Genomic DNA, 19,908 nt, shown 5'->3' on the forward strand with positions numbered 1-19,908 from the left:
AATCAAGTGAGAAGTATGAATCTTAGTGAACTTAAGCAATTGCCTATTGCCGATCTTTTTAACATCGCACAAGAGATTGGTGTCGAAAACCCTTCCCGTATGCGCAAACAAGAAATTATTTTTGCGATTCTTAAAGCTCATGCCTTAAAGGGTGAAGACATCCATGGTGATGGTGTTTTAGAAGTCCTGACGGATGGTTTCGGTTTCTTGCGTTCTGCCGATGGTTCTTATTTGGCAGGCCCTGATGACATTTATGTATCACCTAGCCAAATCAGACGTTTCGGTTTGCGTTCTGGCGATACTATTTCCGGTAAAATTCGTCCTCCCAAAGACAGTGAACGTTATTTTGCTTTGTTGAAAGTTGATGAAATCAACTATGATTCCCCGGATAGTGCCAAAAGAAAAATTTTATTTGAAAACCTTACCCCTCTGTTTGCTACAGAGCGCTTGGTGATGGAGCAAGGAAATGGCAGCACCGAAGATTTGACCGCGCGAGTAGTTGATTTATGCGCACCTTTTGGTCGAGGACAACGTGGCTTGATTGTTTCCCCACCTAAAGCGGGTAAAACATTAATGTTGCAAAATATTGCACGTTCTATAGAAAAGAATTATCCAGAATGTTACCTCATTGTGTTGCTGATTGATGAGCGTCCAGAAGAAGTAACTGAAATGCAACGTTCTGTTAAAGGTGAGGTAGTTGCCAGTACCTTTGATGAGCCCGCTAACCGCCATGTTCAAGTTGCTGAAATGGTGATTGAAAAAGCCAAACGCTTAGTTGAACACAAACGTGACGTGGTTATTTTACTTGACTCAATTACTCGTTTAGCTCGCGCATACAACACGGTGATTCCTTCTTCTGGTAAGGTATTAACTGGTGGGGTCGATGCGAATGCATTGCAAAGACCAAAGCGTCTCTATGGTGCTGCACGAAATATAGAAGAGGGTGGTAGCCTGACTATTATTGCTACGGCTCTGGTGGACACAGGTTCAAAAATGGATGAAGTGATTTACGAAGAATTCAAGGGAACCGGTAACATGGAAATTCACTTGAGTCGTAATATTGCGGAACGTCGAGTGTTCCCTGCAATTAATATTAATCGTTCAGGCACACGTCGTGAAGATCTATTATTAAGCCCAGAAGATCTTCAACGTACCTGGATATTGCGTAAAATTCTGCAGTCGATGGATGAATGTGATGCAATTGAGTTCTTGATCGAGCGCATGAAAAATCACAAAACCAATGCTGAATTTTTTGATGCAATGAAACGTCAAGAGTAATTTAAGTTTTAAACGCCTTCAATGCTACCGGAGTAAGCGATGACTCTCGAGCATTAGGTTAAAGAACTTCGTCATTCCCGCGTATGCGGGAATCCATCCCTGAATTAGTTTTGGTTTTCATTAGAGTTGGTTTCCCGTATACGTGGTATTGCCTTTAGGGTTTTGTCATTTCGAAACGGGAATCAATCTTAAAGTGACCCTGTGTCTCGCTAGAAATAGATTCCTGCCTTCGCGGTAACGATTCTTCTCATCAACTTATTGGCAGTGCACCAGTATGGGATGACCAATTTACTTAGCATTAAATGCAACGAGGTTAAAGGGGATAATTAATGAAATACTCTGATCTAAGAGATTTTATTGCACAATTGGAATCACGTAATTTATTAAAGCGCATAACCTACCCTGTATCGCCAAATCTTGAAATGACTGCAGTCAGTGATCGTGTTCTACGTTCTGGCGGCCCAGCCCTTCTTTTTACTAATCTTCCCAACCATCAAATGCCAGTTTTAACCAATTTATTTGGTACTGTTGAGCGTGTAGCGATGGGAATGGGAGAAGACAGTATTAGTGCATTAAGGGAAGTAGGCAAATTATTGGCTGCTTTAAAAGAGCCTGATCCTCCCAAAGGATTCAAAGATGCGTTTAATAAACTTCCATTGTTAAAACAGGCATTAAACATGGCACCAAAATATGTAAGCGGTGCAGAATGTCAAACCCATGTGTGGGAAAAAGATGAAGTAGATCTTACTTCGTTACCTATTCAAACATGCTGGCCTAAAGACGCAGCGCCCCTGATAACGTGGGGCCTTGTAACTACCAAGGGACCTCATCAAACACGTGAAAACATGGGGATTTATCGACAACAATTATTGAATAAGAATCAATTGATCATGCGTTGGTTATCTCATCGTGGAGGAGCATTGGACTACCAGGCATGGCAACAGGTTTATCCGGGAGAACGTTTTCCGGTTTCCGTAACTTTAGGGGCAGATCCGGCAACGATACTTGCAGCAGTGACTCCAGTACCTGACACTTTGTCTGAGTATGCTTTTGCTGGTTTGTTGCGAGGTCAACGTACTCGGTTAACACGGTGTATTGGGAATGATCTCCATGTTCCCGCGAGTGCGGAAATTGTTTTAGAAGGCTATTTAGAGCCTGGAGTGGAAGCTCCCGAAGGACCCTACGGAGATCACACAGGGTATTATAATGAAGTCCAATCTTTTCCTGTGTTTACTGTCGAACGTATTACTCATCGAGATAATCCCATTTATCATAGTACCTATACGGGTCGGCCCCCGGATGAGCCAGCGATTTTAGGGGTTGCCTTAAATGAAGTATTTATCCCTTTGTTACAAAAACAATTCCCAGAGATCGTAGATTTCTATTTGCCGCCAGAAGGGTGTTCTTATCGTTTGGCTGTAGTCACAATGAAGAAACAGTATCCTGGGCATGCGAAGCGGATTATGATGGCGGTGTGGTCCTTTTTAAGACAATTTATGTATACCAAATTTGTAATTGTCTGTGATGATGATATTGATGCACGCAACTGGCACGATGTGATTTGGGCAATGACTACACGAATGGATCCGGCACGAGATACCGTGATGATGGAAAATACGCCAATTGATTATTTGGATTTTGCTTCGCCTGTTTCCGGTTTGGGTTCTAAAATAGGACTGGATGCCACCAATAAATGGCCAGGCGAAACACAAAGAGAATGGGGCGAGCCGATTGTGATGGATGAAGAAATTTTGAAAAAGGTGAATGGATATTGGTCTTCACTGGGGTTAGATGAATGAAGGTAAAAACAATTAAAGCTCTTGTAGAGGATATATCCCCGCTGACGGACAGCATCATGCGGTTGATTTTAGCACCTGAACAGTATATAGCCTACCAAGCGGGTCAATATCTACAGATCCTTTTTGGGGAGGAAGCGTTTAGTTATTCCATTGCTAATGCACCCCTAGGATCCCATAAATATGAACTTCATATTCGTCATAGTTTGGAAAATCCTTATAACCAGCGCCTATTTGCGCATATAAAGCAGCATGGTTCAGTAACTATTCGGTTACCTTTTGGGGAGTGTTCTATTGAACATTTGCATCCACAACGGCCTATATTATTTATCGCCGGTGGTACTGGTTTTGCCCCAGTTAAAGCCATGATCGAGCAGTTATTGTCCACTCCCGATACTCGACCCTTTGAGTTATTTTGGGGTGCCCGCTTGCAAAATGATTTATATATGGATGAGAAAGTAACGAGTTGGCAGGCACATGTTAGTCGTTTTACCTATGTTTCTTCAGTCTCAGAAGACAATGCGGTGCCTCTGGTCTCTCTGGTATTAGCAAATCATCCGCATGATCTTGGCGAATGGCAAATCGTCATTAGCGGTCCGTTTGATATGGTGTATAGTACGCGTGATGCATTAGTAAATAGTGGTGTTTCACCTAGCTATTTATTTTCAGATGCATTTAGTTTTGAAGCAAAATAAGGAAGAGTTTTATGGAGACTTTATATCAAATTCTGGGGCTTATTGGCGCAGGAATGATTGTTTTTATTTTGTACCGTACAATAAAAGGAAGGCCTGAACAATTTAGCAAGGAAAATTTAAATAAAAGTTTTTATACCATGGGGGTTTTGGCGCTTGTTTTAATTGGTTTTATAGCGCTTTTAGTTTTAATTTTAAGAAATACCTAAAACTTTCCAGCAAAGTGCAAACTATCGCACGTCATTTCCAGGGGGAATTTATGACGAGGAGGCCTGAGTTTTGCAAATGTATAATCAGTACCATCGACTGGAGTTCCCTAACTCCATTCGGGATGACGGATTGTGGTACTAATGAGGAGGATTGGCGTTCTTATACCGTCCTTCCTGTTCTTTTAAATAATATCCAATATGGGGATTATTAATTGGCATTTTGCTTGTATCTGCGATCAGCATACACTCTTCAACGTAGGTAATTTGACTGCTGTCATCAACTAATAAGCGATACCAAGGGTTTCGAGTGGCAAATTCACGTTTAGGTGCTTGTGGATTGTAGCGTCCTGATGCCTGAAATAAAGGATCTACATCCACTACAATTGCTCGATAGCGACTGTTTTTGTGAATCACTAAATCTCCAATATTGAATTGGGCAATTTTATTCATATAAGCCTCTTTGTTGGGCGTCTTGTATTCTATATCGGTAAAACTAAAAGAAGCTTAAGGCCGTAGAAGGAGAGAATCGCTGAATTTAAATTGCAAGTTGAACGCCGTGAGTATAAAGAGTTATTTAACCCGGAACTATTTACATAGGAGAGTCCCGGGATGATTAAAATAATTACCCAAGTAAATATTTCTTAGGTGTTCTGTTAGCCGCCTGCTAAAAATGTCCCCAGATCCTCAAGGGTTTCATCAACTGGAGCTTCTATTTCTTTCTGATCTTCAGTCTTATCAAAGAATAAAGAGGCTCGCCCTGTTCTTGCTTTTGAAAAGATTAATTTCCCTAGTGTAATAACGCTAAGCAATATGTTGAGTATGGTTTCTGGCCATGCCACATGGCCGCTCATAAGGTCATCTTGACTATGCAATCTTGCTTTAATAGTCATTTTAAATTTTCCATAAGCTTCATTTTTTGGAAGTTGGTTAGGGTTTTGACAGACAAAGTGATCGACATCTTTTTTAAGAGCATCAGCCAGCTGATTAATTATGTTCTGTTCCTCCGCAGCTAAGGTTGCTGCATAAGCCTTCATACCTTCTATACCCTGGTATAGGTGTTCCATTTTTAAAGCATAATCGTTTAATTTGCCTTTTCTTTTCCTCAAGGAGGACAGCACTTGAGCTGCTGTTAAAGAGCTCGCTTCTGTGGCAATGGGTCCTGAGTCTGCTTCTATGAGCTTTACCACAATTCGGTTAAGGGTGGCTTGCATTTTGATGCCGTTAAATTTATCAATTTGGGAGGTAATCGTATGGAGCAGCTCGTTACTATTTCCGGAATCGACGTATTTTTTTAGAAGTCCATTCTGTGTATTAATAATTTTGTCTATGAATTGATAACGGGTCTTTTTATCCCTAGGAAGAAAAAAATCCTTAGGATAATAATATTGGTTTCGATCATTGACATATGCGGTGAGCTCTTTTTTAAGTTTGAGGGCTAGTTTTCCTCGCTCTTTTTTGGCATTTAGATTTTCTTGATTCTGCTTTTTTCTTCTATTCGCGTCTTCTTCTTTAACTTGTTTTTGTCTTTCTTGTTCTACCCTTTCTTTCTCACCTTCTGGTGGGTGTTCGCCCTCTTTTTCTTCACGTTTTTGTTTCTCTTGTTCTATTCTTTCTTGCTCTTGTTGTTCGAGGTCTTTAATTTGTTGTTCCAATGAATCCACTTGTACTGCCAGTTCTTTCACATTCTCTGTTTCTATCTGGTTTATCTCTTTTTCGAGTAGAACAATTTGCTCAGAAATTTCATCCCGATCCACATGGTTTTTAACTAAGTTTATTCTAATTTGTTCTAACTTTTCTAAACCGGAGGCTAATTCTTTTTCCGTTTGTTCGTCCACTTCAAAAGGAAATGCAAATAGTTCAATTTTTTTTGGAACAACTTTAGATAAGTTTTCTCTATCTGTTTTGTCCCAAGTCCAAGTGTACTTTTTAGGATCTTCCTCAAGTAGTTCGAGTAATAAGGCAAATCCTGTGTTTTTGGGATGTTGGGTACTGGTAATGCCAGATTTATTGGTAAGTTCGGCCAGGAAATTTTTATTATAACCCTGGTGAAGATGTTCATTTACTTGTTTTAATAACGTGTTTAACTTCCTGGAATGTTCAAGTCGCTTTTGATTGCTTTGCTGTTCTTCCTTTAGAGTGGTTAGCAATTCTTGAATATAGTCCAAAACTGCTTGTTTCTTTTCTATATTTAATGGTATTGATGTTTTTGGAAAGGTTTTCGCTATAGTTAAAGCGGATGGTACCTCATGTTCTATAAGTAGCTTATTTTTTTGATTCAGTGCTTCTACAGCCTTTCTTTGTTCATTTATTTGTTGCTGTAACTGCACGATTTTTTCTTTGTGCTCTTCAAGTTGTTTTCGTTTATTTTGATGCTGTAGGATTAAATCTTCTTTACTGATCATTTCTTTTGCTCACATCTAAATGATTAAAATCGGTGCGCATTATATAGTGTATTTGTCTATTAAGAAAACTTATTGTGTTTAAAATAATTCATAAAAGAGCTAAATAAAGTAAACCGCTAAAATGATTCCAATTTCATAAAGAAGGCAAAGGGGTACCGCAAGCATGATTTGAGAAAAAACATCGGGGGGAGTAAGGAGCATACCTACTATAAAAGCGCCAACAATGACGTAAGGCCTGATTTTTTTTAAGGTGATCACTTCAATAATGTTTAAGCGCACGAACACAAAACAAAGTAATGGTACCTGAAAACAAAATCCGAAAATCATTAGCATTCGGGTGATAAAGTCCAGAGCATAAGCCATATCAGGCATATAACGCACTCCTTTAGGTAAAGCATGTGCAAAAAAATGGAACATGAATGGTAAAACCAGATAAAAGCAAAATAAGACGCCAGCAAGGAATAGCAAAAGACTAAAGATTAGGGAGATACGTAGTGTAGTTTGTTCTTTTTGATAAAGCCCAGGACTGATAAAACGCCAAAGTTGAAATAACGCAAAGGGGGCACTAAGTAACATGGCCGCATCAGCAGCGAGTTTAAGTGGAGTAAATACAGGGGATGTTATATGGGTAGCAATTAAACCTTCGTGCGTCGAAAGTACATGCAATAGTGGGTTAACTAGAGTTTGGTATAAATCATTAGCAAGGAAGAAAAAAATAAAAAATAAGCCTCCAAACCAAAAGAGCGTATATAACCCACGACGTCGTAGTTCTAAAAGATGATTTAACATATGGGATCGCTATGAAATAATATCGATATTTTTTTTCACATTGCTCAGATTGTGAAGAGCGTTGTTAAGCTTCAGCAAACTCTTTTATTCCTTTGTTTTTAATTCCAATTTTCTCGGGTCGAATTTCTCTTAAACGATTAAATTGATCGACAAAAACTACCGTAGGAACCAGGCTAGCGCATTCTTCTTCTAATACCTGAGTAAAGGAAGCAATAATGATTAAATCACCGGGAGTTACTAAATGGGCTGCTGCTCCATTAACACAAATTTCAGTAGATCCTGGTCTCCCCATAATTGCATAAGTTTCAAATCGTGTACCTGCGGTGATATTCCAGACATTGACTGCTTCATAAGGTAATATGTTTGCTGCCTTGAGCAGTTCTGGAGAAATAGTGATGCTTCCCTCATAATCCAAATCGGCTTCAGTGACACACGCACGATGGATTTTGGATTTTAACATTTTTCTATAAGCCATTGTGATTCCAGCCTTGTTCATAGTGGGCGAATTTTACACCAAATTTTGAAGTTTATGCTATATAAATTTGTCACTTTGCTTTCAAGCATCCTATCCCTGGTTGTGGAAAACCGTGAGGTTCCTTCTCTTTCTTGAGGCTACTTTTTATTGAGGATGCACGTTATAATTGACTTTTACTTTATGGGGATTAATGGTGAGGCATAGCCCACGTAAGCGTTTTGGCCAGAATTTTCTACAAAGTCGACCTATTATTGATGGCATTATACGCGCTATTAATCCGCAAGCAGAAGATAATATACTGGAAATTGGTCCTGGTCTTGGTGCTTTAACTGAGCCGTTGTTGCGCCGATTAAATCATTTAACCGCTGTGGAAATCGATACCGATTTACAAAAGTATCTTTCGGAATTGCCTATTGCACAAGGGAAACTGCATCTCATTGCTGCAGATGCGTTGACTCTTGATTACAGCCAATTTGGTCCTCACTTACGCGTGGTAGGTAATCTACCGTATAATATTTCCACCCCTTTGCTCATTCATTTATTGCAGTTTGCCTCATCTATAGAAGACATGCATTTTATGTTGCAAAAAGAAGTAGTAGAACGGATGGCAGCAGAACCCGGTAATAAGGCTTATGGACGACTCACGGTAATGTTGCAATATCATTGTGCTGTGGAGCATTTGTTTGATGTTCCCCCTGAATCTTTTGATCCGCAGCCTAAAGTAGATTCCGCGGTGGTTCGTCTTGTGCCCCATCGCGCTTCCCCCTTTAAAGAAGTATCCGTGGCACAGCTAGAACGTTTGGTGGCTTGTGCATTTTCCATGCGTCGTAAGACGTTGAATAACAACTTAAAAGGAATCATAACGGCTGAGCAATTATGCACTTTGGGTGTTGATGGAAATAAACGTCCAGAACAGATTTCTATTTCGGAATATGTGCAACTAGCGAAATTTATTTCTAATTAGTGTAAAATTAATCATCATGGATATAATTTTTTCAACTTGGAGTTATTAAATTATTATGGAGATGGCTTTGTTTCATCGTCAGCGTCAGCGTAAAGGTTCTTTATCTTCACAAGGTAAATCTTTAAAAGATTTAACACGTATTGTTAATGCAAATCTTCTTTTATCGGAGGATAGGAGACAGATTTTATTAAAAAAAATACGCATGTTATCTGCTTTGGAAACGGCACGATATGATAGCTTATGTGGCATTCTCATTGATAACATTGTTCACTATTGCCAAAATTTACCCGAGACAGCGAACAGTTATTATTCGCAACAAGGTGGCTTAGTGGATCATGCACTGAACCGTACGGAAGCGGCGTTGAGCCTTTTTCAAGAGTTTATGGTACAGGATCAGCCAGAATTATTATCCGAAGAGCAAAAGCTTTGGCAATATGCTCTTTTTTCAGCTGCACTTCTTCAAGGCATAGGCAAGTTATTTGTTGATTACCGCGTTAGTTTCTATGACACAAATGGCCAATTTTTAAAAGAATGGAATCCCTTACTTGAAAGCATGACCACTACGGGAATTTATTATTTTTATGAATTTGAAAAAGAGCCTGAAATTGAATTTCGGCGTCGTCTGAATCTATTATTGGCAAGAACAATTATGCCAGGAAGTGGTTTTGCCTGGATCGCTTCTAATTCTGAAGTTCTGGCAGTATGGCTGGCTTTATTAAATGAGGACGAACGCTCTGCTGGTACCCTGGGGGCTATATTAATTCGAGCGGAAGCCATTGCGATTCAGCGTTATTTACTTGAATTTATGACGCGAGGTATTGCGGCTGCTTATGGAAGCGGGCGCTATCGTGCGGGTACGTTTTCTGGTGGCCAGCCAGAAACCTTATTAGAGAAAGAACAGGCTCTAGGCATGGAGTTTATTCAATGGATGATTAAGTCCTTAGACTCAGGTCGGATTATGATTAATAAAGCTCCATTATTTATGGTTCCTGGAGGTTTGTTGATGTGTGCGGAAATGTTTCAACTATTCGTACGCGAACATCCGGAATATAAAAATTGGCAGGCGGCTCAAAATGGATTTTTATCTTTGAGCCTGCATAATCGAGCCGCTGATGGGGGTGTATTAAGCCGATTTGATATTAAAGGTAAAATGGAGAGTGGCGTTGTATTTTCTAAGTATGCGCTCGCTCTGCCTGAATCCGTAAAAGTGGTTAATCCGATTACAGGAAAAGTAGAATCCATGTCCGCAACCGAATTGATTCATAAAGCACAATTTAGCAGTCAGCTCACCCAGCAACAAAATATTGGATTGGCCAATTCCTTGCAAAAATTGGATGCCGCTGGAAAATGGCATGCGATTGAAAACGAAGGGAGTGCATTAAGGCCAGGAGCAAAAAACGGTGCCTGATTATGCAATTGGTGATGTGCAGGGTTGTTATGAGCCATTACAGCGACTTTTAGAATTAATCGATTTTGATGATAAAACCGATCGGTTATGGTTCGTTGGTGACTTGGTGAATCGTGGGCCTGATTCTTTATCGGTTTTACGTTTCGTTAATTCCTTACCGATTACGCCAATAGTGACTTTAGGTAATCATGATTTACATTTGTTAGCTACATTATTTAGTGATAAGCCTTGGAAGGGGCATGATGATACCTTGCACGAAGTATTATATGCTGAGGATGGAGAAGTTCTAGGTCATTGGTTGAGGAAGCAATCCATTTTGTATTACTCACCAGAGTTTAATGTGGTGATGTGTCATGCTGGAATTTGTCCTGTATGGGATTTGTCACAAGCAATACAATTTGCTCGAGAGCTAGAAGATGTACTTGCGGGGGAGGGGTACCGCGAATTTTTATCGCTTTTATATGGTAATAAGCCGGATATGTGGTCTGATGATTTAAAAGGGATAGACAGACTGCGGGTGATTACCAACTATTATACCCGGATGCGTTTTTGTGATGCGCAAGGAAAACTCGAGTTGAGTTATAAAGGAACTATTGCTCAAGCGCCCGTAAATCTTTATCCTTGGTATGAAGTGCCTCATCGTAAAGAAATTGATGTGGATATTATTTTTGGGCATTGGGCTGCTTTAATGGGGAAATGTCCTCATCCTAAAATTCATGCAATAGATACTGGATGTCTGTGGGGTGGCCAATTAACTGCATTGCGTTTGCAGGATATGCAACGATTTGCAGTGTGGAACAAAAAATGATGTTATTAAAAAAATTGCGTTTCATAAATTTATCCCATAGGTCATGGCATGTTTTTGAGCGCCTAAAAAATATTCCATACTACGTCCCGCGATTTTTCCGCAGCATTCAGGAATCTCTCCACCTCATTAAGACCCACCAACCCGTCGCCTACGTCGTAGGACATAGGCTAAGTAGAATATTAACCTTCTTCTCAATGGGTTGCCTGTTTGCGACTAGTGTTTGGTCGCTCCCTGTGGAGGATTCACACGTTAAACAAGCAGAGGAACGGCTCCAAAAAGCGATTAAAAATCCTGAGTTTATGTTACATAACTGGATAGAACTGCCCACCTCTCCTGCATCACGAAATAAAAGCCTCCATCACTTGAGTTTAAGAGAAGCAATTTTGTTGGCTTTACGATATAACCCTAATATTCAAAATGCTGAATTGGATCGAATTGTTCAACGCTACCAATTACGTTTGGCCCATAATCAATTTGAATTGCAATACGCTTTGGGTGCTTCTGGAGTTATTCAAAGAAGTAGGTTTAATGGCGTGGGTAGTGATACCACCCGAACGCTCCTCGCCAGCCCTGAGTTTAATTTGAAAACAAAGCTAGGGACCGAAGCTAATTTATCAATTAATAATAACGTCAATGAAAATAACAATTATAATCCGGTGTTGAATTTTTCTTTGACTCAGCCTTTGTTACGTGGTTTCGGAAAGGCAGTAAATGAAGCGGCACTTTTAGATGCTAAAGACAACGAATGGCTCAACAAATTGAATTTGCAGCAATCGGTTGCGGATCAAGTTACCCAAGTTATTGTGGCCTATCGTATGCTTATTTTAAGTGGTAATAATTTACAAAATCAGCGCTTGCAGTTAAAAGAAGCCAAAAAATCGTATGAAATTAATGAGAAAAAAATAAAGGCAGGACAATTAGAGCCTACGGGTAACATTCAGCAATCATACCAAATTGAATCCTTAAGTTTGATGGTGGAGCAGGCGGAAAACGATTTTGAAAACTCCTCTCAAGATCTGCTGCAGACTATTGGCTTGGATCCAGAAATGCATATATCCGTTCCTAGTGACGTTGCCTTAGATAAGCTTGCGGTCCCTAATTTACAGCAGTCTATTGAGCAAGCGTTGAATCATAATACGGTTTATTTAGCACAAAAAATGACCTTACGCGCAGATGAACGCGCTTATAAAGTAGCGAAAAATCAACAATTATGGCAGTTGGATTTGTCAGGAAATATACAAAGTGGGGTTGTAAATGATGTGACGGGTGTGAATGGGGGATTTAATGGAATTTATAATGGAAATAACATTACCGAGGCAGCCCGGGTTACCTTAACCGTTCCTTTGCATGACATCAGCCGTCGCAGTCAATTAATTAATGCCAAAGTGCGCTTGGAAAAAGACCGGTTAAATTTACTTGCAACCAAACGAGCATTAATAACGAATGTAACCAATACCATTAATAATATAAGAAGTTTGGCAAAACGTTATCAATTAGCTCTCAAGCAAGTAAAGTTAGCGGAGCAATCTTATGAATTGGAGAAGAAAAAACAACAAGCAGGTATATCCAGTGCCTTGGATGTAAACAACACTCAAAATCAGCTAATTCAGGCTCAATCTGGATTAATCAATGCAAAAATTGCATATCTAAATCAGATATCAAGCCTGCAAAGAATCTTGGGAACAACCCTGAATCATTGGCAAATTAAATTAAGGTATGGTGGATGAATAGGTATTTAAACACATCAAAAGTCATCTTTTTATTATTAATCGGGTTGCTGGTGTCTTCATGTGGGCATCATAAAGAGCAAAAAAAAGTTGCATTACATCAGTATAAAGTTGAAGAACAAACTTTGCATAAGACTTTGCATTTTACCGGAACAGTGCAGCCGTTACATGAAAATACTATAGCCAGTCCCATGGAAGCGGTAGTAGAAACAATGAATTTCCATTATGGACAATTAATAAAAAAAGGCGATGTAATTTTAACTCTAAACTCCACCGAGTTGCAGAGGCAGTTTAATGACACTTTAACGGAATACCTAAAAGCCAAAGACAGCTATACCATAGCGAAGGCCAAATTCGTGGGGACCCAGGATTTATGGGATGCGGGTTTATTGTCCAAAAATAATTACATGAGCGAGAAATCCAATGTGGACACAGGGCGAGTTACCTTGATGCAATCTACTCGTAAGCTGACAGAAATGTTGGAAAAGCTTGATGAAAATAACCCCCGAAATTTATCGGCATTAAGTTTGGCGGATTTTGATAAAATTAAAAAAATTTTAGCCTCTAATCATAATGTGATTCGTTTAAAATCCCCGCGAGATGGGGTCCTACTATACCCACCAAAAGCGGGTGAAGATAAAAGCGTACGTGCTACAGTAGGCTCGACTGTTAAGTCGGGACAGGTCATTGGGTTGATCGGTGATTTATCAGGTATCAGTATTGAAATCGATGTTCCAGAAATTGATATCACCCAAATCCATGCAGGTATGGATGCTTTAGTGAGCGGTGTAGCTTTTGGTAAATACCAATTAAAAGGACAATTGGTTGCAGTAAATGCCCAAGCCTCCAATAATAATGGATTACCCTTTTTTACCGCGGTGGTTGAGGTGAAGAAGTTACCTCCTGAAGCACAGAAATGGATCAAGGTGGGTATGAGTGCCTCCATCGAATTAACTGTGGATAATGGCAAACAGCTCATCATTCCGATTGCTGCAATAAAGCGTGAAAAAGGACAAAGCGTTGTTAGTCTACAAACAAAGCCAGGCGCTCTTGAAAAACGCGTTATTACCACAGGAGCAGCACAGGCAGACACAGTAGTTGTTGAGAGTGGTTTAAAAGCGGGTGATGTGGTGGTTTATGAGTGAGGACACAGGTATTCTTGAGCGACCCTTAAGTTCCACGAGGACATCCCGTCGTGGTCCGGAGAAAAAAAACCAACAACCGCTTATGAAACTTACGGATATTGTCAAGACTTATCATCTCGAAGGAATCAGCACCACTATATTAAAAGAAGTATCGCTGACGGTTTATGAGGGAGATTTACTTGCTATTGTAGGAGCTTCGGGTTCAGGTAAATCTACTTTGATGAATATTCTAGGACTCCTGGATAAAGCAGACAAAGGGACTTATCTATTGAAAAATCGTAATGTTGCTGCGTTGACTGACGATGAAGCAGCAGAATTACGTAATCAAAACATTGGTTTTGTTTTTCAACAATTCAATTTATTACCAAGATTTACTGCCATGCAAAATGTAGCCTTGCCATTGATTTATCGCGGTGTTGGGACTGTTGAAATTAAGGATAGGGTACTTGCCGCCCTGGAACGAGTAGGAATGCGTCAATATGCACAGCACCGACCCACACAATTATCCGGAGGACAACAACAACGGGTTGCAATTGCTCGTGCATTAGTAACTGAGCCGCAAGTAATTTTGGCAGATGAACCAACAGGTGCACTCGATTCACGTACCGGTAATGAAGTAATGAATTTATTTTTGAGTTTGCACGCACAAGGACGTAGCATCATTATGATTACTCATGATGAACAGATCGCTGCATTGTGTCAGCGCAAAATCACTTTGGTGGATGGAATGGTGATGGCGGAGACTGGTACATGAAATTTTCCGGACATTGTCAACAAGCTTTAGTAAATTTGACTGCCGCCAAGTTGCGTTCTTTTTTGGCCGTTTTAGGTATTTTAGTAGGGACTGCTGCGGTTGTGGCTTTAATAAGTTGTGGGCAATTGGCGACCGAAAAAGCATTAGCTCAATTTAAGTCTTTAGGTACAGACTTATTAGCAATTGCGGTTTATCCAAAAACGAGTGACAAATCTTCGGGAAGTATGGAATCAGTCAGTGCAGCGCAATGGGAACAAATGGCTGAGCGTATTCCTTATATTATTGATATGGCTCCCTATAGCACTGCATATCAACCCCTGAGTTTTCAAGGAAAAATGATGCAAGGAGCGGTCATCGGGGCCAATGAACATTTACCCAAAATTGTTCATATTAAATTAGCTGCGGGCCATTTTGTTTCTTTTGTTGAATCTTATGAACATTATTGCGTCATTGGTGCGGGTTTGGCACGCCAAATCAAAGAGATTAGCTTTGATGATCCCATTGGAAAGCAATTACGTATAGGACAATCTTTATATACAATCATTGGTGTCGCTAAACCTTGGAAGGAAAATGGGTTTTTCAATGAAGACATCAACCAGGCGGCAATAGTTCCCTTGGGGGGTATTGCCCTCATTAGCAAAGAGGCTAAAGTAAATAATGTGGTCTTGGAATTGAAACCCGATAGTCCTATCGATGAGGTGGTTGAGGAAATAAAACAAACGATTGGTTCAATTGCTCCTAAATTGAGTGTATTTTCACGTAGCGCCAAACAAATTATTGCCAGCATGGAAAATCAGGGCCAAATTTTTACCTTGTTACTGGCGGTGATCGGAGGAATTTCGCTTTTGGTGGGTGGAATTGGGGTAATGAACGTCATGTTAGTTTCTGTGAGTGAACGGCGGAAAGAAATTGGTATTCGTAAAGCGGTCGGAGCTAAAAATAGTGAAATTCAAGCCTTATTTTTAGTCGAATCGGTGATGCTTTCTCTATTAGGAGGGATACTAGGGGTTATTTTAGGATTAATTTGTACCCGTATTTTGGCCTATTTCAGTGATTGGAATTTTTCAATCTATCTTTTGCCTCCTGCGGCAGGCTTTTTGGTATCAGCAGCTACTGGAATTTTCTTTGGTTTTTATCCTGCACGCCGTGCAGCAAAGTTGGAGCCTGTAGTTTCTTTACGTAGTGAGTAAAACAAGTTAACGTTCCTAAGGTTCGAGCATATCTACACGATGGAGCTTATACCCTTTCCAGCGAAGCGAACCTGAAATTCGCCGCACCTAAAACCCAGAACCCCGCTTTGCTGCCCTAGGCCTATGTTAGATTTCCAGAATTTAGTCTCTATTGCACTGAATTTATAAGTACTTTATGATGAAAAAATTGTTTTTATCTAAACGGACTTATCTGTGTTAAAAAAATCTTTAGGGGTGATGGCTCTAACAGTAAGCATGGTTTCTTTTGCTTTTGCTGAGACCCCCAAACCACAACCTACTCCTGCGAATATAACAGTTCCTTCAAGTTATTTACCCGTAGTGATTCATGAGACGTTTCAAAGCGTTTTGCAACGCATGAGTAGTGAAAAGCAAGCCATTAATGACCGACAACAAGAGCTGCTAAAACAGCGTTATGATTTGAGTAATAATCCTTCTCAAACGGCAAAAATGTCCAATGGGAAACCCATCCAAGAAGGGGTTCGCGTGAAACTCCCTGCAGGCGTGACCTGGGAACAATTAGCTAAAATGAGTCCAGATGATGTGAAGAAACAAAACCTTTTTCCACAAGGTTTCTTACCCTTACCTCATCCCAATCATCCAGAAGGGGGAATGTTATTTCCTAAATTTGCGATTAATGAAATTAAAAAACAAGAAGACCGTGATTTAACTCGGTTTGACTTGGATTTTGATATTCCAGATCATTTTTTACCTCCTTTTCCTGCTCCTATTTTTTTAACTACCCGACCTGATCTTGGGGATGTTTCTCAAGGTAAATTAGTCACTATTGAGAATTATTTCGAATTGTTCAATGGTTTATTAAACCCCAAACAGTTAGAAGGGTTACGCCTATTAGTTACCCCATTCCCGCAACAACAATTTAACCAAACCGAAGACCGACGGACTGTTAAACCGAGCCGGGGGGTCTCTTGTTTTGATTGTCATGCGAACGGCCATACGAATAAAGCAACGCATTTGGTCGGTGATATAAGACCGCAAGAATTTCGTCATCGCATCAATACTCCAACCTTACGGGGTTTAAATATTCAAAGATTATTTGGATCTCAGCGTGCGCTAAAAACAGTGGAGGACTTCACTGAATTTGAACAAAGAGCAGCTTATTTCGATGGGGATCCTGTTATTGCAACTAAAAAGGGTGTTAACATTCTGGAACGTGGTAGCCAAGTTCATTTCATGGCCGAATTCCAAGAAATTTTGGATTTTCCACCCGCACCTAAATTGACTTGGGAAGGAAAGCTTGATCCTGCCAAAGCAAGTCCAGCAGAGTTACGTGGGCAAGAAGTGTTTTTTGGCAAAGGAAAATGTTCTAGTTGTCATACTCCTCCTTATTATACTGACAATACCATGCATAATTTACAGACCGAGCGATTCTATCAACCACAAATGATTAACGGCATGAAAGCAGTGGGTGATGGACCTATAAAAACATTTCCTTTAAGAGGAATAAAAGATTCTCCACCCTATTTGCATGACGGTCGTTTGTTAACGTTGGCAGATACCGTAGAGTTCTTTAACCTGGTCTTGCAATTACAGTTAACACAACAAGAAAAGGCGGATTTAACAGCATTTATGGAAGCACTTTAATACTCACTGTATAATCCTTTTATGTTGGTGTCCCGGACATAGGTCCAGTACACCAACGTGATTAGCTTTTTTGTCGTACCGCGAAGGTTTTCTAATCAGTCACCATGCTGGTGCAAGAATTAGATCCCTGTTCGCGGGGATGGCAGTAATTTTTAAGCCAATGGCAGTGGCGCTTTGAGATAGATAAAAGCTCGAGGTTTGCGGTTTAACCAGGCTGTATGTTTTTATGAGAAAGGGTCTATCTTAATATCGAGATGGCAATCAAGTAACAAAATCAGGGGGAAAGGCTATGAAAAAATGGGGACTTGCGATAATCGCATACGTTCTGGTACATCATGTTGCCTTCGCACAACAGAATTGGAATGAGTGGGTCGCTGGAGTTAGAGCAGAAGCTTTGCAACAGGGGATTTCATCAGAAACGTTTGATGAGGCGTTTGCGGGTATCCATGAGCCAAGCCATCAAATTAAAGGATTTTTACGTTCTCAACCAGAACATCGCCTTACGTTCATCAAATATCGTAACACGCGCGTTGATAGTTACAGAATTGCCATAGGACGTAAAGAATTCAAGAAGAATCAAGAAGTCTTGGAGGCTGTGGCCAAAAAATACGGGGTAAATCCTTGTTTCATTGTTTCATTTTGGGGAATGGAAACCAGTTATGGTACTTACATGGGTAATTTCCCTGTAGTGAAAGCTTTAGCCACTTTAGCATATGACTCCAATCGCAAAGATTTTTTCCGTAGAGAATTATTTATTGCTTTGCATATCTTGGATGAAGGACATGTCAGTTTAGCCGATTTCAAAGGTGAGTGGGCTGGTGCTTCAGGCCAACCCCAATTTTTACCTTCAAGCTGGGTGAAATATGCGGTTGATTATGATGGTGATGGACGAAAGGATATCTGGAGAAGTAAGCCTGATGTCTTTGCTTCAATTGCAAATTACATGAAGCAAAATGGATGGCAATCAGGGGAGCCTTGGGCTATCCAAGTCAAATTACCCCATAAATTCGATATGGCTATGGCAGGAAAAACCATTGTGAAGCCTGTGAGTGAATGGAGTGCGCTGGGTGTACGTACCGAAAATGGCGAGCCATTGCCTTATCAAAATCTGCAAGGCAGCATAGTACAGCCATTGGGCGGCCCCACCTTCTTAACCTTCCCCAACTATAAGATGATTTTACACTATAATAATTCAATATATTATGCGGGAGCTATAGGTTATTTAGCCGATAAAATTTGCCAAGGGCAACAAAGGTAGCATGATGGATGATTATCTTGATAAAACAGCCAGTTTAACCCCGTTAGCTAAAAGGATAATCTGTGAAAAAGCCACAGAATATCCTCACACTGGGGCATATAATTATGTTATGACTAATGGCACTTATTTATGTAAACGTTGTGGTTTAGCCTTATTTCGCGGCTCAAGCCAATTCAGCTCGGGGTGTGGCTGGCCAAGTTTTGATGATAATATTGTTCATGCGGTCAAACAGCTACCCGATCCTGATGGTCAACGCATGGAAATCCTTTGCTCGCGCTGCGATGCACATTTAGGGCATGTCTTTACGGGAGAATACTTCACCCAAAACAACTTACGCCATTGTGTCAACTCCGCTTCTATTGATTTCGTTGCGGACAGTCAGGTATTAGATACGGAAGAAGCGATAATGGCTGGCGGATGTTTTTGGGGAGTTGATCATTTTTTAAAACAAATTCCCGGAGTTCTGCGTGTTGAAGTGGGTTATACAGGGGGCGTTACTTTAGAACCAAGTTATGACCAAGTTTGTCAGGGAAATACTGGGCATTATGAAGCAGTACGTGTTATTTATGATAAAGCTAAGACTGATTATCACCACGTTTTAAAGCGATTTTTTGAAATCCATGATCCCACGCAGAAATCAGGTCAAGGTCCTGATATAGGTCAGCAGTATCAAAGTGCAGTATTTTATTATGATCAGGAACAATTAACAGAAGCAGAAACGTTAATCCAAATGTTACAAAAAAAAGGCTTTACGGTTGCGACTCGACTTTTTCCTGTGCAAACATTTTGGCCGGCAGAAGAGTACCATCAAGATTATTATGCCAAACATCAGAAAGCACCGTATTGTCATCAACCAGTAAATCGGTTTGATTAGAGCGTAGGGTGTGGAGGTACAAATATGGAATTTACTTTTCGGATTGCTAAGAAAAAAGATAAAGAAGAAATTTTTGGTTTAATCAAGAAACTCGCTGAATATGAAAAAAAGAAACCTGAAGAAATTAATTTGACCCTGGATAAAATTGAGTCTCATGGTTTTGGTCGAACTAAATTTTTTAATGTATTATTAGCTGAGTACAAGAAAAAACCAGCTGGGTATGCTTTATTTTTTTTCTCTTATTCTGCCCCGGCAGGAGCGCCAGTTCTTTACATTGAAGAGTTGTTTGTAGATGAACTTTATCGTAATCATGGTTTGGGCACGGCCTTGTTATCTAATCTTGCACAGTTGGCAATTGAAAAGGGATGCTGTCGCATGGAAGGGCATGCATTTACCTGGAATAAAAAAGCTATTGAATTTTACGAATTTATAGGGGCTCATCGGCGTACGGATTTGTTGCAATTTCGCTTATCAGACGAACACTTGCAAAAATTAGCCGCACAAAAATAGAGTTTT

At 40.1% G+C, this 19,908-nt stretch carries 19 protein-coding genes; 15 read left to right on the top strand and 4 right to left on the bottom strand.

What is annotated here, in order from left to right; genetic code table 11:
• Positions 1-15: 15 nt before the first annotated feature.
• The 4 genes from rho (at position 16) to ACWTE2_RS07725 (ending at position 3,975) form a co-directional block, all read left to right on the top strand.
• Entirely contained in the window at positions 16-1,278 is a 1,263-nt protein-coding gene (gene rho, locus ACWTE2_RS07710) for a transcription termination factor Rho (protein WP_182392181.1), read from the top strand.
• A gap of 329 nt (positions 1,279-1,607) precedes the next feature.
• The gene (ubiD, locus tag ACWTE2_RS07715) at positions 1,608-3,077 is read left to right on the top strand and encodes a 4-hydroxy-3-polyprenylbenzoate decarboxylase (protein WP_454784874.1); all 1,470 of its coding nucleotides are present in this window, start codon (positions 1,608-1,610) and stop codon (positions 3,075-3,077) included.
• Positions 3,074-3,769: an NAD(P)H-flavin reductase gene (locus ACWTE2_RS07720; protein WP_454784875.1), complete on the top strand. Its 696-nt coding sequence runs from the start codon at positions 3,074-3,076 to the stop codon at positions 3,767-3,769. The genes ubiD and ACWTE2_RS07720 overlap by 4 nt, the downstream gene beginning before the upstream one ends.
• A gap of 11 nt (positions 3,770-3,780) precedes the next feature.
• Complete coding sequence (locus ACWTE2_RS07725) at positions 3,781-3,975, top strand: hypothetical protein (protein ID WP_182392184.1); 195 nt, start codon at positions 3,781-3,783, stop codon at positions 3,973-3,975.
• Positions 3,976-4,113: 138 nt separating this feature from the next.
• Here ACWTE2_RS07725 and hspQ read toward each other — a convergent pair whose 3' ends face one another.
• The 4 genes from hspQ to panD form a co-directional block, all read right to left on the bottom strand.
• Positions 4,114-4,425 carry a heat shock protein HspQ gene (hspQ, locus tag ACWTE2_RS07730; RefSeq protein WP_454784876.1) on the bottom strand — a complete coding sequence of 104 codons (312 nt, stop codon included), beginning with the start codon at positions 4,423-4,425 and terminating at the stop codon, positions 4,114-4,116.
• A 203-nt stretch (positions 4,426-4,628) separates the two neighbouring features.
• Entirely contained in the window at positions 4,629-6,377 is a 1,749-nt protein-coding gene (locus tag ACWTE2_RS07735) for a hypothetical protein (protein ID WP_454784877.1), read from the bottom strand.
• Between the two features lie 99 nt (positions 6,378-6,476).
• Positions 6,477-7,166 (bottom strand): twin-arginine translocase subunit TatC, encoded by a 690-nt coding sequence (tatC, locus tag ACWTE2_RS07740; RefSeq protein ID WP_454784878.1) that lies wholly within the window; start codon positions 7,164-7,166, stop codon positions 6,477-6,479.
• Positions 7,167-7,230: 64 nt separating this feature from the next.
• A complete protein-coding gene (gene panD, locus ACWTE2_RS07745; RefSeq protein ID WP_454784879.1) occupies positions 7,231-7,641 on the bottom strand; it encodes an aspartate 1-decarboxylase in 411 nt (136 codons plus the stop codon).
• A gap of 193 nt (positions 7,642-7,834) precedes the next feature.
• Between panD and rsmA the strand changes: the two genes are divergently transcribed.
• The 11 genes from rsmA (at position 7,835) to ACWTE2_RS07800 (ending at position 19,902) form a co-directional block, all read left to right on the top strand.
• A complete protein-coding gene (gene rsmA, locus ACWTE2_RS07750) occupies positions 7,835-8,605 on the top strand; it encodes a 16S rRNA (adenine(1518)-N(6)/adenine(1519)-N(6))-dimethyltransferase RsmA (RefSeq protein WP_454785025.1) in 771 nt (256 codons plus the stop codon).
• 55 nt (positions 8,606-8,660) lie between these two features.
• Positions 8,661-10,013 (top strand): conjugal transfer nickase/helicase domain-containing protein, encoded by a 1,353-nt coding sequence (locus ACWTE2_RS07755; RefSeq protein ID WP_454784880.1) that lies wholly within the window; start codon positions 8,661-8,663, stop codon positions 10,011-10,013.
• Positions 10,006-10,821: a symmetrical bis(5'-nucleosyl)-tetraphosphatase gene (locus ACWTE2_RS07760; RefSeq protein WP_454784881.1), complete on the top strand. Its 816-nt coding sequence runs from the start codon at positions 10,006-10,008 to the stop codon at positions 10,819-10,821. The genes ACWTE2_RS07755 and ACWTE2_RS07760 overlap by 8 nt, the downstream gene beginning before the upstream one ends.
• Before the next feature lie 194 nt (positions 10,822-11,015).
• Positions 11,016-12,548: a TolC family protein gene (locus ACWTE2_RS07765; RefSeq protein WP_454785026.1), complete on the top strand. Its 1,533-nt coding sequence runs from the start codon at positions 11,016-11,018 to the stop codon at positions 12,546-12,548.
• Positions 12,545-13,693 (top strand): efflux RND transporter periplasmic adaptor subunit, encoded by a 1,149-nt coding sequence (locus ACWTE2_RS07770; RefSeq protein ID WP_454784882.1) that lies wholly within the window; start codon positions 12,545-12,547, stop codon positions 13,691-13,693. Before ACWTE2_RS07765 ends, ACWTE2_RS07770 begins: the two co-directional genes overlap by 4 nt.
• A gap of 82 nt (positions 13,694-13,775) precedes the next feature.
• Positions 13,776-14,447 carry an ABC transporter ATP-binding protein gene (locus tag ACWTE2_RS07775; RefSeq protein WP_182393568.1) on the top strand — a complete coding sequence of 224 codons (672 nt, stop codon included), beginning with the start codon at positions 13,776-13,778 and terminating at the stop codon, positions 14,445-14,447.
• On the top strand, positions 14,444-15,637 hold the full coding sequence (locus ACWTE2_RS07780; RefSeq protein WP_182392192.1) for an ABC transporter permease: 1,194 nt from the start codon (positions 14,444-14,446) through the stop codon (positions 15,635-15,637). The genes ACWTE2_RS07775 and ACWTE2_RS07780 overlap by 4 nt, the downstream gene beginning before the upstream one ends.
• A 213-nt stretch (positions 15,638-15,850) precedes the next feature.
• Positions 15,851-17,260, top strand: coding sequence for a cytochrome B6 (locus tag ACWTE2_RS07785; protein ID WP_454784883.1), 1,410 nt, complete (start codon positions 15,851-15,853; stop codon positions 17,258-17,260).
• A 289-nt stretch (positions 17,261-17,549) separates the two neighbouring features.
• Positions 17,550-18,518: a lytic murein transglycosylase gene (locus ACWTE2_RS07790; RefSeq protein ID WP_454784884.1), complete on the top strand. Its 969-nt coding sequence runs from the start codon at positions 17,550-17,552 to the stop codon at positions 18,516-18,518.
• Positions 18,519-18,522: 4 nt separating this feature from the next.
• On the top strand, positions 18,523-19,392 hold the full coding sequence (locus tag ACWTE2_RS07795) for a bifunctional methionine sulfoxide reductase B/A protein (protein WP_454785027.1): 870 nt from the start codon (positions 18,523-18,525) through the stop codon (positions 19,390-19,392).
• Positions 19,393-19,416: 24 nt separating this feature from the next.
• Complete coding sequence (locus ACWTE2_RS07800) at positions 19,417-19,902, top strand: GNAT family N-acetyltransferase (RefSeq protein ID WP_454784885.1); 486 nt, start codon at positions 19,417-19,419, stop codon at positions 19,900-19,902.
• Positions 19,903-19,908 lie beyond the last annotated feature (6 nt).

The sequence above is a fragment of the Legionella nigrisilvae genome (genome assembly GCF_977063395.2).